The organism is Paraburkholderia sp. SG-MS1 (assembly GCF_012275575.1).
Lineage (GTDB): Bacteria > Pseudomonadota > Gammaproteobacteria > Burkholderiales > Burkholderiaceae > Paraburkholderia.
On sequence record NZ_NPIH01000091.1, the window covers coordinates 35,495 to 47,137 of the forward strand.

General features: G+C 63.8%; 12 protein-coding genes and 1 tRNA gene. 8 read left to right on the forward strand and 5 right to left on the reverse strand.

Annotated elements, in window-relative coordinates; all coding sequences use genetic code 11:
- Nucleotides 1-56: 56 nt before the first annotated feature.
- On the reverse strand, nucleotides 57-686 hold the full coding sequence (locus CIC12_RS06200) for a hypothetical protein (protein WP_168663152.1): 630 nt from the start codon (nucleotides 684-686) through the stop codon (nucleotides 57-59).
- Nucleotides 687-1,018: 332 nt separating this feature from the next.
- On the opposite strand from CIC12_RS06200, the gene CIC12_RS06205 reads away from it, so the two are divergent.
- From CIC12_RS06205 to CIC12_RS06215, 3 genes are all read left to right on the forward strand, one after another.
- Complete coding sequence (locus CIC12_RS06205; protein ID WP_168663154.1) at nucleotides 1,019-2,239, forward strand: Bcr/CflA family multidrug efflux MFS transporter; 1,221 nt, start codon at nucleotides 1,019-1,021, stop codon at nucleotides 2,237-2,239.
- 173 nt (nucleotides 2,240-2,412) lie between these two features.
- Nucleotides 2,413-2,643, forward strand: a complete 231-nt coding sequence (locus CIC12_RS06210; protein WP_168663173.1) for a hypothetical protein — start codon at nucleotides 2,413-2,415, stop codon at nucleotides 2,641-2,643.
- A 271-nt stretch (nucleotides 2,644-2,914) separates the two neighbouring features.
- Nucleotides 2,915-3,319, forward strand: a complete 405-nt coding sequence (locus tag CIC12_RS06215; RefSeq protein ID WP_168663156.1) for a RidA family protein — start codon at nucleotides 2,915-2,917, stop codon at nucleotides 3,317-3,319.
- A gap of 143 nt (nucleotides 3,320-3,462) precedes the next feature.
- Here CIC12_RS06215 and CIC12_RS06220 read toward each other — a convergent pair.
- The 4 genes from CIC12_RS06220 to rph all read right to left on the reverse strand — a co-directional run bounded on the left by CIC12_RS06220 (nucleotide 3,463) and on the right by rph (nucleotide 6,214).
- Nucleotides 3,463-3,552: transfer RNA gene (locus CIC12_RS06220), tRNA-Ser, on the reverse strand.
- Nucleotides 3,553-3,607: 55 nt separating this feature from the next.
- Nucleotides 3,608-4,837 carry a radical SAM family heme chaperone HemW gene (gene hemW / locus CIC12_RS06225; protein ID WP_168663158.1) on the reverse strand — a complete coding sequence of 410 codons (1,230 nt, stop codon included), beginning with the start codon at nucleotides 4,835-4,837 and terminating at the stop codon, nucleotides 3,608-3,610.
- Nucleotides 4,834-5,481: an RdgB/HAM1 family non-canonical purine NTP pyrophosphatase gene (gene rdgB, locus CIC12_RS06230; RefSeq protein WP_168663160.1), complete on the reverse strand. Its 648-nt coding sequence runs from the start codon at nucleotides 5,479-5,481 to the stop codon at nucleotides 4,834-4,836. Before rdgB ends, hemW begins: the two co-directional genes overlap by 4 nt.
- A complete protein-coding gene (rph, locus tag CIC12_RS06235; RefSeq protein WP_168663163.1) occupies nucleotides 5,474-6,214 on the reverse strand; it encodes a ribonuclease PH in 741 nt (246 codons plus the stop codon). The genes rdgB and rph overlap by 8 nt, the downstream gene beginning before the upstream one ends.
- A gap of 324 nt (nucleotides 6,215-6,538) precedes the next feature.
- On the opposite strand from rph, the gene CIC12_RS06240 reads away from it, so the two are divergent.
- The 5 genes from CIC12_RS06240 to CIC12_RS06260 all read left to right on the forward strand — a co-directional run bounded on the left by CIC12_RS06240 (nucleotide 6,539) and on the right by CIC12_RS06260 (nucleotide 11,494).
- The gene (locus CIC12_RS06240) at nucleotides 6,539-7,462 is read left to right on the forward strand and encodes a YicC/YloC family endoribonuclease (RefSeq protein WP_121319031.1); all 924 of its coding nucleotides are present in this window, start codon (nucleotides 6,539-6,541) and stop codon (nucleotides 7,460-7,462) included.
- Between the two features lie 17 nt (nucleotides 7,463-7,479).
- Nucleotides 7,480-8,163 (forward strand): guanylate kinase, encoded by a 684-nt coding sequence (gene gmk / locus CIC12_RS06245; RefSeq protein WP_168663164.1) that lies wholly within the window; start codon nucleotides 7,480-7,482, stop codon nucleotides 8,161-8,163.
- A 60-nt stretch (nucleotides 8,164-8,223) separates the two neighbouring features.
- A complete protein-coding gene (gene rpoZ, locus CIC12_RS06250) occupies nucleotides 8,224-8,427 on the forward strand; it encodes a DNA-directed RNA polymerase subunit omega (RefSeq protein ID WP_044848533.1) in 204 nt (67 codons plus the stop codon).
- 100 nt (nucleotides 8,428-8,527) lie between these two features.
- On the forward strand, nucleotides 8,528-10,882 hold the full coding sequence (locus CIC12_RS06255; protein ID WP_168663167.1) for a RelA/SpoT family protein: 2,355 nt from the start codon (nucleotides 8,528-8,530) through the stop codon (nucleotides 10,880-10,882).
- 123 nt (nucleotides 10,883-11,005) lie between these two features.
- Nucleotides 11,006-11,494: a phage protein NinX family protein gene (locus tag CIC12_RS06260; protein WP_168663169.1), complete on the forward strand. Its 489-nt coding sequence runs from the start codon at nucleotides 11,006-11,008 to the stop codon at nucleotides 11,492-11,494.
- Nucleotides 11,495-11,643 lie beyond the last annotated feature (149 nt).

Consider the following 11,643-nt stretch of genomic DNA (forward strand, 5'->3'; position numbering starts at 1 on the left):
CGGGCCCGATGGCGGCCCGATGGAGTCCTTATGGCGCGGCTCGTGCGCCACCCCTTTTAACGCTGTTGCGCGCGTTTCGTCACGACCTTTTTCGCCCTGGTTCGGGTTGCCGGCGCGCGTCTTGGCTTGCTTGCCGTCTTGCGCGTCGAGTCATCGAGACCTGGCGCCGCGCCTTGTGCGGCCGCCGCCTGCGCGGTGACTTTGCTCGAACGCGTGTGGGCCGCTGGCCCGTCGAGTTTCGGCGGCTTGCGTTTGCCCGTGAGTTCGGCCCAGCGCTTTTCCAGCGCGCCTTCGGCGATCGGCTTGATTACGGTGCCCGAACTCTGCGCGTCCCATGTCTGCACCGAGAACGGAAACGTGCGCAACATCTCGCGCGGGATCACCGGTGCTTCGTGCGCGTCGACGAGCCAGTCGTACACGAAGTCGATGCATAGGCGATAGCCGCGTTTCGTCGCCGGGTCGGGGACTTCATAGGGAGCACGCGTTACGTAACCCGAGCCGAAGATGCCTTTCGGTTGCAGCGCGACGCGATGCAGGAATACGCGATCGCCCGGCAGGATGCTGCGCGCAAATCCGCAGCCCCACACGTCGCTGACCGCGACGCCCGTGGCGACGCGTTTCGCGACGTCGGGCAACTCGGGCCACGGCCATTTCTTGGGGCTCCAGATCAGCAGGAAGGCGGTCATCGCATGCTCGAAGCAGAAGGGGCGGGAGAAGGGCGTGCGTAGTTTCGGGTTGCGGCCCGAACGGTCAGGCGGCAGCTTAACCGATCAACGGCGCGCTTGCCGCGTGATGTTCACCCAGTGGCCGCCCGGCCATGTTCGCATGTGAAAACCGGCGAGGCACGGCTAAACACGGCGAGATACGACGCGAACGACGCGAACGACGCGAACGACGCGCATGGCTCAGGCACTCGCAAGCCCGAGCCCGTCGCGTACAATCGACCCCGATACATTGCCGCTGTCCCGTTCTACCCGTTCCGCTGCCGATGACGGCGCGGCGCTCCATCCGGATTCCCATGTCTCACGTCTCCAGAAGCCGGCCCGATGGCCGGCTGATTCTGTTGCTCGGTGCGCTTGCCGCATGCGGGCCGATTTCCATCGACATGTATTTGCCGAGCCTGCCCACCATCGCGCAGGCCTTCGCGATCAGTACCGGCGCGGCCCAGGCGACGCTCACGAGTTTCATGTTCGGCTTTTCGATCGGCATGCTGCTGTACGGCCCGCTGTCTGATACATATGGACGGCGGCCGGTGCTGCTAGGCGGCATCGTCATGTATGCGCTGGCGAGCGTGGCGTGCGCGCTGTCGTTCTCGATCGGCGCGCTGGTGATGTTCCGCTTCGTGCAGGCGCTCGGCGCGGGCGCGGCGTCGGTGCTCGCGCGTGCGATTGCGCGCGACGCGCACGGGCCGACCGATGCCGCCCGCGTGCTGTCGATGCTCGCGATCGTCACGTCGATCGGTCCGTTGCTCGCGCCACTGATCGGCGGGCAGCTGCTGCTGCTCGGTGGCTGGCGCGTGGTGTTCGTCGTGCTGACGCTGTTCGGCGCGATGTGCGCCGTGACCGCTTTCTTCAAGGTGCCGGAAACATGGCCGCGCGAAAAGCGCGCGCAGTCGGCGCTGCTGACATCGTTCGGCGCGTACGGCAAGCTGCTGCGCGATCCGGTCGCGTGGGGGCATATGCTGTGCGGCGGCATGGCATTCGCATCGATGTTCGCCTACATCACGGCGACGCCGTTCGTGTACATCGAGTATTTCCACGTGTCGGCGCAGCATTACGGGTTCCTGTTCGCGTTGAACATCGTCGGCATCATGTTCGGCAACTTTCTGAACACGCGTCTGGTCGGCCGGCTCGGCTCGCTGCCGATCATCTCCTTTGCGGCGACCGTGAGCTGCGTAGCTTCGCTGTTCGTCTGTCTCGTATCGCTGACCGGATGGGGCGGCTTGTGGTCGATCGTGTTCGGTCTGTTCTTCGTGGTGGGCGTGGTGGGTGTGCTGTCCGCCAATTGCACGACCGATCTGATGCACCGTTATCCGCTGAACGCCGGCGCCGCGGCCGCCGTGTTCGGCGCGGTGCAACTGGCGCTCGGCGCGTTGTCGAGCCTCGCGGTCGGACTATGGCAGGACGGTTCACCGCGAGGCATGGGTATCGTGGTCGGCGTCGCCGGTTCGTTGTGCTATGTCGGGCGGATGCTGGTTGTGCGGTGGCATGGGACGAAGGCGCCTGCGGCGGTTGTGTGACAGTTGTTCGGGGGCCTTGCCGAAGGTGAATCTGATGGATCGCCGGCATGACACATCCGCTCGTCGCTCGCAAGCCGGCGTCTCTACGGAAAACACCAGGTGTTGCGCGCGCGCGACCTTGCGTTTCAAATTGCATTGCTATGATGGAGTCACTGTTCCTCGGAGCGGCAATCATGGCGATCAGAGACTTGATGAATGGCGAACGGCAGCATGCGGCTTTCGCCGAAGCGCAGAAGCTGGCTGACAGCGGCGCCTATCACGATTACACGGACATCGAATACGTCTTGCGCTTTGATTATGGGTTGACCGATGTGTCGGCGCTGCTCGACAGTCAGCCAATGCATCGCGACCTGAATCGCCGTTGCGCGGATGCGCGTGAAAAGCTCGAGACGCTCAGCGTGTGACGGGCGCGGCGGATGGTCGAGCGGCTCGCGAGTTGATGCGCGTGAAGGGGCGCCGGATGCTGGCTGGTCTTCGACTCTTTGGCGCAGCGCCTCGTGCAGTGAACGCAACGGCTTGCGTGCGCGATGGCCGCGTGTCGCGTGTCCCTTCATTGCTTTCGAGCGTGACGAAGCTCGTTGCGTGACCGCGCGATTGTGTCGCGATTGTGTGCGTCGGGGTTCATCATGTGCGCAACCCGCGTCGCCGACGCTTCGTCACCGTTGGAGTGAATTCATGCCTGTTAGCCAGCACGATCCACGTCTGCCCACGACAGACAATCCCACTACGCTTGCAAAACCTGGCGGTCACTACAGCCATGTCGCGATCGCGAACGGCTTCGTGTTCGTCTCCGGGCAATTGGCGATCAATGCGCGCGGCGACAAGCTCGCCGACGCGTCGTTCGAAGCGCAGGCCGAACAGGTTCTGGCGAACGTGCAGGCCGCTCTCGAAAGTGTCGGCAGCAGCATCGCGCAACTCGTGCAGGTGCGCGTCTATATCGTCGATGTCGAACACTGGATGAGCTTCAACCAGATCTACACGCGCTGGGCCGGTGAGGCTCGGCCCGCGCGTGCTGTCGTGCCGGTGCCTCAACTGCATTACGGATTCAAGATCGAGGTCGAGGCGACTGCGCTGGTTTAGATCGTGGCGTTTGCGTCGAGGAGGGCGCAGCCGAACACATTCGGGGCAGGGGATGTGTGCTTACTGCATGGGCACCATGCAATCTTGCGTGACGTTACGCGGCACAAATGAAAACGGGCCTACTGGCCCGTTTTCTGATGTTCTGGCGGAGGCGGTGAGATTCGAACTCACGGAAAGATTGCTCCTTCGCCGGTTTTCAAGACCGGTGCCTTAAACCACTCGGCCACACCTCCAAGCCCGAAATTGTAACCTGAAAAACCCCCGCTGCGGTGCTCAGTCGATCGGCAATCACTGCGGATCTTTCAGAAACAGCGCTTGCAGATCGTTCAGGAACGCCTGGCCGAGCGGCGTGGGCGCGATCTTCTCGTGGTCGCGTGTGATCAGCTTGCGTTTTTCGGCTTCCTGCAACGCCGGTTCGATTGACGTCATCGACAGCCCCGTGCGCTCGATGAACCGGTGCACCGGAAATCCTTCCACCAGACGCAGCGCGTTCAGCATGAACTCGAACGGCAAATCGCGCGGCGCGACTTCGTGCTCTTCCTGCACTGCCCTGCCCGCCTTCGCCTGCTCGATGAACGTGGTCGGATGTTTGTAGCGCGCCTGGCGCAGCACGCGATTCGGAAACGACAGCTTCGTATGCGCGCCGGCACCGATGCCGAGATAGTCGCCGAAGCGCCAGTAGTTCAGATTGTGCTTGCTCTGCCGATGCGGCTGCGCATACGCCGACACCTCATAGCGCTCGTAGCCGGCGGCCGTCGTGCGTTCGTGGATCCAGTCCTGCATGTCGGCGGACGCGTCGTCGTCGGGCAACGCGGGCGGGAATTTCGCAAACAACGTGTTCGGTTCGAGCGTCAGGTGATACAGCGACAGATGCGGCGGCGCGAAGGAGAGCGCCGTGTCGATATCGGCTTGGCATTCGGCGAGCGTCTGCCCCGGCAGCGCGAACATCAGATCGAGGTTGAAGTTGTCGAACGTGGTCGCGGCGACTTCGACCGCGTGGCGCGCTTGCGCCGCGTCGTGAATCCGGCCGAGTGCCTTCAGATGCGCTTCATTGAAACTCTGGATCCCGACCGACAGCCGGTTCACGCCGCTCGCGCGAAACTGCGCGAACTTGTCGGCCTCGAACGTGCCGGGGTTGGCTTCGAGCGTGATCTCCGCGTCGGCGTCGAGCGGCAGCAGCGCGCGGATATCCGACAGCATCCGGTCGAGACCCGCCGCCGACAACAGGCTGGGTGTGCCCCCACCGATGAACACCGTATGCACCTGGCGACCCCAGATCAGCGGCAGCGCCATCTCGAGGTCCGCGCGCAATGCGTCGAGGTAATCGTTCTCCGGAAACGTCTCGCCTTTCCACTCGTGCGAGTTGAAATCACAATAGGGACACTTGCGTACGCACCACGGAAAATGCACATACAGCGCCAATGGCGGTAGCGATGTCAGCCGGATACTGCCCGGCGAGGTGAACGCCTTGATGACGCCGTTGCCGATGTCGGCGGGCGCCGGCCTGATCGGAATCACGCTTCCTCCGGGAGGCGCGCAAGCAGGTGCCGCAACGCAATCGCACGATGGCTGCTGGCGTTTTTCACCGCGGGCGCCAACTCGGCGGCGCTCGCGTTCAACGACGGCAAAAAGAAGTACGGGTCGTAGCCGAAGCCATGTTCGCCGCGCGGCGCAGCGAGAATTTCGCCCTGCCAGCGGCCTTCGGCGATCAGCGGTTCGGGATCGTCCGCGTGACGCACGAGCGCGAGCACGCAGTAGTAATAGCCTCGCCGATCGGTTTCACCCTGCAACGCGGCGACGAGGCGCGCGTTATTCGCCGCGTCGCTTTTCTCGCCGCCGGCGAGCTGCGCGTAGCGCGCCGAGTACACACCCGGCGCGCCGCGCAATGCGCGCACACACAGACCGGAGTCGTCGGCGAGCGCGGGCAGGCCGGTGAGCTTCGCCGCATGACGCGCCTTCGCCAGCGCGTTTTCGACGAAGGTCGGATGCGGCTCCTCTGCTTCCGGCACGTTCAGCGTGCTCTGGGCAATCAGCTCGATGCCGGCCGCGTCGAGCAGCGCCGCGAACTCGCGCAGCTTGCCCGCGTTGTTCGACGCCAGCACGACTTTCTTCAACGCCGCGCCTGATGCATGCGCGCCGTCGTCTTGACGAACCTCATTCACTCTTTTGCTCCAGCGCTTCTTTCTGCCTGGCGATCAGCGTGTTGATGCCGTCGCTCGCCAGATCCAGCAGCGCGTTCATTTCGTCGCGCGAGAACGGCACGCCCTCGGCGGTGCCCTGGATTTCGACGAAGCCGCCTGCGCCCGTCATCACCACGTTCATGTCGGTGTCGCACTGCGAGTCTTCGTCGTAATCGAGGTCGAGCACCGGCAGCCCGTCGTACACGCCGACCGAGATGGCCGCGACGTAGTCGGTGATCGGCGAGCTTTCGATGCGGCCCGTGGTCAGCAGTTTCGCCACCGCGTCATGCGCGGCCACGAACGCGCCGGTGATGCTGGCCGTGCGTGTGCCGCCGTCGGCCTGGATCACGTCGCAATCGATGTGCAACGTGCGCGCGCCGAGCTTCTCGAGATCGAACACCGAGCGCAGCGCGCGGCCGATCAGCCGCTGGATTTCCTGGGTGCGCCCGGTCTGCTTGCCGCGCGCCGCCTCGCGGTCGCTGCGCGTATGCGTGGCGCGCGGCAGCATGCCGTATTCGGCGGTGAGCCAGCCTTGGCCGCGGTCGCGCAGGAACGACGGCACGCTCTCGGCGATGCTCGCGGTGCAGATCACTTTCGTGTCGCCGAATTCGACCAGCACCGAGCCCTCCGCGTGCTTCGTGTAGTGGCGCGTGATGCGCACGTCGCGCAGCTGAGTGGCCTGGCGGCCGCTGGGGCGTTGGGTGTCGTTGGTCATGTTGGATCGGTCAGGAAGAAATGCGGAGGGAAACCGCGATTTTACAGCCGATCGACGGGCGCGGTCAGCCGCGCGCATTGCCGATGGACGGCAGTGACGCGCGACGAGCGGCAGTGCAGGGCGGCGGGCCGGGCCAAATGGCATCGTCGATGTCGAGTCACTGCGCGGGCCCACTGAGCGCTCGCCCGCATGCACGCTCGCTCGCGGGGGAAGTCGTCGCCAAAAATGGGATAATGCCGATTCTCCGCCCCGCGTCTCGTACACGCCGGGCGATTTGCCTCTCAGGCCGGCGTCGAACGCATGGCCGCAATCGCGAGAAATACGATGATCTACAGCATGACTGGCTATGCGAGCGCTACGCGCGAACTCGTCGCGGCTTCGGGGACAGGCGGCGTGAGCGTGTCGGTCGAATTGCGCACGGTGAATTCGCGCTTTCTCGATCTGAATTTCCGCATGCCGGAAGACGTGCGTGTCTGCGAGCCGACGCTGCGTGAAATGCTGATGAACAAGCTGTCGCGCGGCAAGGTGGATATCCGCATCAACCTGCAACGCAGCGAACAGTCGGCGAACGCGGGCGCGATCAATCGCGACGCGCTCACGCAGCTCGCACTGCTCGAACGCACGGTGCTCTCGACATTCCCCGAAGCGGGCCGCCTGCGCACCGGCGAGATTCTGCGCTGGCCGGGCGTGCTGGCCGAAAGCGGCGTGGCGCCGGAAGTGCTGCGCGACGCGGTGCTCGCGTGCGGCAAGCAGGCGATCACCGATCTGATCGACGTGCGGGCTCGCGAAGGCGCGCAACTCGCCACGATGCTGCTCGCCAACGTCACCGAAATGGAAACGATCGTCACGAAGATCACGCCGCTCGTGCCGGAACTGATTACGAGGCACCAGCAGAAGATCGTCGAACGGTTGCAGGAAGCGCTCGGCATCGCCGCGCCGGACACGGCCGCCACGATCGTTTCGCGCGAAGAGATCAACGAGCGGATTCGCCAGGAAGTGACGATGTACGGCATCCGTATCGACATTGCCGAAGAACTGTCGCGCCTCACGGCTCACCTGAACGAAACGCGTCACGTGATCGAGAAGGGCGGCAAGGTCGGCAAGCGGCTCGACTTCATGATGCAGGAGCTGAACCGCGAGGCGAACACGCTGGGCTCGAAGGCGGCGGCCAAGGAACTCGCGGATTCGTCGATGACCCTGAAGCTGCTCATCGAACAGATGCGCGAGCAAGTACAGAATCTGGAATAAAGCTGGACACCACCGACATGATCGATCACCACACACGCGAAAGCGGCGCTCCGCGCAATCCGTACGCCGGCGCTTATCCCGGCAATCTGTTCATGGTCGTCGCGCCTTCGGGCGCGGGCAAGTCGACGCTCGTGAACGCATTGCTCGCCGGCGACGACGCGATCCGCCTGTCGATCTCGTACACGACGCGCCCGCCGCGTCCGAAGGAGCAGGACGGCGAGCACTATCACTTCACCAGCGTCGACGACTTCATGAAGCGTCACGACGAGGGCGAGTTTCTCGAAAGCGCGGAAGTGCACGGCAACTACTATGGCACGTCGCGCGTATGGATCGAGGAACAGATGAAGAGCGGCCACGACGTGTTGCTCGAAATCGACTGGCAGGGCGCACAGCAGGTGAAAAAGCAGTTTCACAACGCGGTCGAAATTTTCATCCTGCCGCCGTCGCTCGACGCGCTCGAAGAGCGTCTGAAAAAGCGCGGCCAGGACGAGCCGAACGTGATCACGCGGCGCCTGCTGGCAGCCGGTAGCGAGATGGCGCACGCGGCCGAAGCGGAGTACGTCGTGATCAACGAGAACTTCGATCGCGCATTGAGCGAACTGCAGTGCCTCGTCGCCGCCACGCGTTCGCGCTTCGCCTCGCAGTACGCGCGTCACACGCAGCTTTTCGTGCAGCTCGGCATTCACCTGCCGCACGCTTGAGCGCGGCGTTGTGCCGAGCACATAAGGTAGAATAAGCAACATACTGAGAAGGAACCCAACATGGCCCGCATTACCGTCGAAGACTGCCTCAAACAGATCCCGAACCGTTTCGAACTCGCGCTTGCCGCAACCTATCGCGCGCGTCAGCTCGCTCAAGGCCACACGCCGAAGATCGAAAGCCGCGACAAGCCCACCGTCGTCGCGCTGCGCGAAATCGCATCCGGCCAGGTCGGTGTCGAAATGCTGAAGAAGGTGCCGGTTTAAGGCGCAGTGTTCCGTTTTCGATTGCCACGTATTTGCCACACCCAGTTGCATCAATAACGTACAGACCGGCGTCCAACCCTAACCCGCTACGGAGGCGACCATGAGTGCTACCCCGCCCACCGCCACCGAAGCGGACCACGACGCCGACTCACCCTCGTCTGCGCGCAAGTACATCGACGCGGTCCTGGAACAATCGTTCCGCCATCTGTTCGGACCCACCGCCACGCCGGAGCAACCGCGCCGGCATGACGTCGTCTCCATCGCCAAACTGACGTCCGTGTTGTCCGGCTATCTGCAGCCGGAAGAGATCAAGGACATCAAGGCGGCGTTCCATTTCAGCGACGAAGCCCACCTCGGCCAGTACCGCCAAAGTGGGGAGCCTTACATCACGCATCCTGTCGCCGTCGCGGAAATGTGCGCGGGCTGGAACCTCGACGCCCAGTCGATCATGGCGGCGCTGCTGCACGACGTGATGGAAGACCAGGGCGTGACCAAGGCCGAACTCGCCGAGCGCTTCGGCGCGAAGGTCGCGGAACTGGTCGACGGCCTGTCGAAGCTGGACAAGATGGAGTTTCGCAATCGCGAAGAAGCGCAGGCGGAAAACTTCCGCAAGATGCTGCTCGCGATGGCGCGCGACGTCCGCGTGATTCTGGTGAAACTCGCCGACCGGCTGCACAACATGCGCACGCTCGGCGCGGTGCCGCCGGAAAAGCGCCGCCGCGTGGCGCGCGAAACGCTCGATATCTACGCGCCGATCGCTCACCGTCTCGGCCTGAACAACACCTATCGCGAGCTGCAGGACCTGAGCTTCGCGAACTTCAACCCGCATCGGTACGCCACGCTTGAAAAAGCCGTCAAGGCCGCGCGCGGCAACCGGCGCGAGGTGGTAGGCAAGATTCTGGAGTCGGTACAGCGCGCGATCGCCGACGCGAAGATCGACGCCGAAGTCACCGGCCGCGAGAAAACCATCTTCAGCATCTACAAGAAGATGCGCGACAAGCAGTTGTCGTTCTCGCAGGTGCTCGACGTGTATGGCTTCCGCGTGGTGGTCGAAAGCGCGCTGGAATGCTACACCTGCATCGGTGCGCTGCATGCCTTGTATAAGCCCGTCCCGGGCAAGTTCAAGGACTACATCGCGATTCCCAAGGTGAACGGCTATCAGTCGTTGCACACCACGCTGGTCGGCCCGTTCGGCGCGCCGATCGAGTTCCAGGTGCGCACGCGCAAGATGCACGAAATCGCCGAAGCGGGCGTGGCCGCGCACTGGCTGTACAAGAACGGCAGCGCGGACCTGAACGATGTGCAAAAACGTGCGCACCAATGGCTGAAGTCGCTGCTCGACATTCAGAGCGAAGCGGGCGATTCGAGCGAATTCCTCGAGCACGTCAAGATCGATCTGTTCCCGGATGCGGTCTACGTGTTCACGCCGAAGTCGAAAATCATGGCGCTGCCGCGCGGCGCCACCGCACTCGACTTCGCGTACTCGATCCACAGCGACTTGGGTAACCAATGCGTCGCGGTGAAGATCAACAATGAACTGCTGCCCCTGCGCACCGAGCTGAAGAGCGGCGATATCGTCGAAGTGATCACGGCGCCTTACTCGAAGCCGAATCCGGCGTGGCTTGGTTTCGTGCGCAGCGGCAAGGCGCGTTCGGCCATTCGTCACTATCTGAAGACCATGCGTCTGAACGAGTCCGTGCAGCTCGGCGAGCGTCTGGTCGACCAGGCACTGAAGGGCTACGGGCTCGCGCTGTCGGATGTGACGCCGGAAGCGTGGGAAAAACTCGTACAGTGGACGGGTAACAAGAACCGTCAGGAAATTTTCGCGGACATCGGTCTCGGCCGGCGTGTCGCGGCGGTGATGGCAAAGCGCATCGAAGTGCTGATGAGCGGGCGCGACGCCGACGACGACGGCTCGCGCTCGGGGGCCGCGCCGCATGCGCCGCCGGTGGTCATCACGGGCACCGAGGGCATGTCGGTGCAGTTGTCCGCCTGCTGCCGTCCGATTCCGGGCGACGACATCATGGGCTATATCGGCATCGGCCTCGGCATGGCCATCCACACCACCGACTGCCGTGTCGCGCAGCGCATCCACAAGCGCGATCCGGGCCGCTGGATCGACGTCGCGTGGGCGCCGCAGCCGGGCCGCCTGTTCGACGTCGCGGTGAAGGTGCTGGTCAAAAACACCAAGGGCGTGTTTGCCCGCGTGGCCGCAGACATCACGTCGGCAGATGCGAACATCGTCCATATCGCGATGGACGAAGACCTGTCGCAGGAATCCACGGTGCTGCGCTTCGTCATTCAGGTGAGCGATCGCGTTCATCTGGCCAACGTGATGCGCCGCGTGCGTACGAACCCGGACGTCATGCGCATTGCGCGTGAACGGCCGAGCGAAGAAGGGCATCACCGTCACGATGGCGGCATGCGAATCGATCGCGAGCGCGCGGACTACTGAGTGCGCACGGTTTCGCGCCCCTAGGTTCGCCTTGGCGTACCTGGCGAGCTCCGGATGTTCTCTACTCTTATCTGAACGCGCCGGCTACCGGCAAGTCTCACCTGAAACTCTGGGAGAACGCTGATGAACGTAGCCGACCTCAACGGCGTGGCGCTCGATTATTGGGTGGCCCGCAGCCTGCACGACTTCGTGCGCGAAATCTATTTTACGGATAGCGGCGAAACCGTCTCGATTCGCGGCAATGACCGCGGCCGTCCATGGGACGGGCGCTTCACGCCGTCGACGTCATGGGAAGCGGCCGCAGCGGTCCTGGAGCGGGCGCAGCGGCTCGAAGTGCGCGAGCGGACCGATGGCGGCGCGGCGCACTGTGTCGTGGAGTTTTACGGCGGGCAGCGGGCCGTGGAGGGGCGCGGCGATTCATTGCGGGTGGCGTTGCTGCGAGCGTTCGTCGCAAGCCGTTTCGGCGATAGCGTGGACGAAGTGCTGCGCGAGCCGCAAGCGCTGACCGGCGACCGGGTTCGGGCGATCGGCGAGCGCGCGTCCGGGGATGTCGTCGAGGATGTGCCGAGCCCGGATGGGCGAATCGGAGATATCCAGTCGCCGCCGCGGTAACCCACGAGGTGATGCGAGCAGGGTGCCCAAGCGCTTGCGCAAAAGCACGAGACAAAAACAAAGGGCCTTCCGATTGGAAGGCCCTTCATAGGTGGTGCGGCTGGCAGGATTCGAACCCACGACCCCTTGGTTCGTAGCCAAGTACTCTA

Bases quoted from the DNA above. Each gene is read 5' to 3' on its own strand.
- CIC12_RS06240 (WP_121319031.1), top strand. From the start codon at position 6,539: ATGATCTACAGCATGACTGGCTATGCGAGCGCTACGCGCGAACTCGTC.
- rpoZ (WP_044848533.1), top strand. From the start codon at position 8,224: ATGGCCCGCATTACCGTCGAAGACTGCCTCAAACAGATCCCGAACCGT.
- rph (WP_168663163.1), bottom strand. From the start codon at position 6,214: ATGACCAACGACACCCAACGCCCCAGCGGCCGCCAGGCCACTCAGCTG.
- CIC12_RS06210 (WP_168663173.1), top strand. From the start codon at position 2,413: ATGGCGATCAGAGACTTGATGAATGGCGAACGGCAGCATGCGGCTTTC.
- CIC12_RS06215 (WP_168663156.1), top strand. From the start codon at position 2,915: ATGCCTGTTAGCCAGCACGATCCACGTCTGCCCACGACAGACAATCCC.
- CIC12_RS06260 (WP_168663169.1), top strand. From the start codon at position 11,006: ATGAACGTAGCCGACCTCAACGGCGTGGCGCTCGATTATTGGGTGGCC.
- CIC12_RS06205 (WP_168663154.1), top strand. From the start codon at position 1,019: ATGTCTCACGTCTCCAGAAGCCGGCCCGATGGCCGGCTGATTCTGTTG.
- gmk (WP_168663164.1), top strand. From the start codon at position 7,480: ATGATCGATCACCACACACGCGAAAGCGGCGCTCCGCGCAATCCGTAC.
- CIC12_RS06200 (WP_168663152.1), bottom strand. From the start codon at position 686: ATGACCGCCTTCCTGCTGATCTGGAGCCCCAAGAAATGGCCGTGGCCC.
- CIC12_RS06255 (WP_168663167.1), top strand. From the start codon at position 8,528: ATGAGTGCTACCCCGCCCACCGCCACCGAAGCGGACCACGACGCCGAC.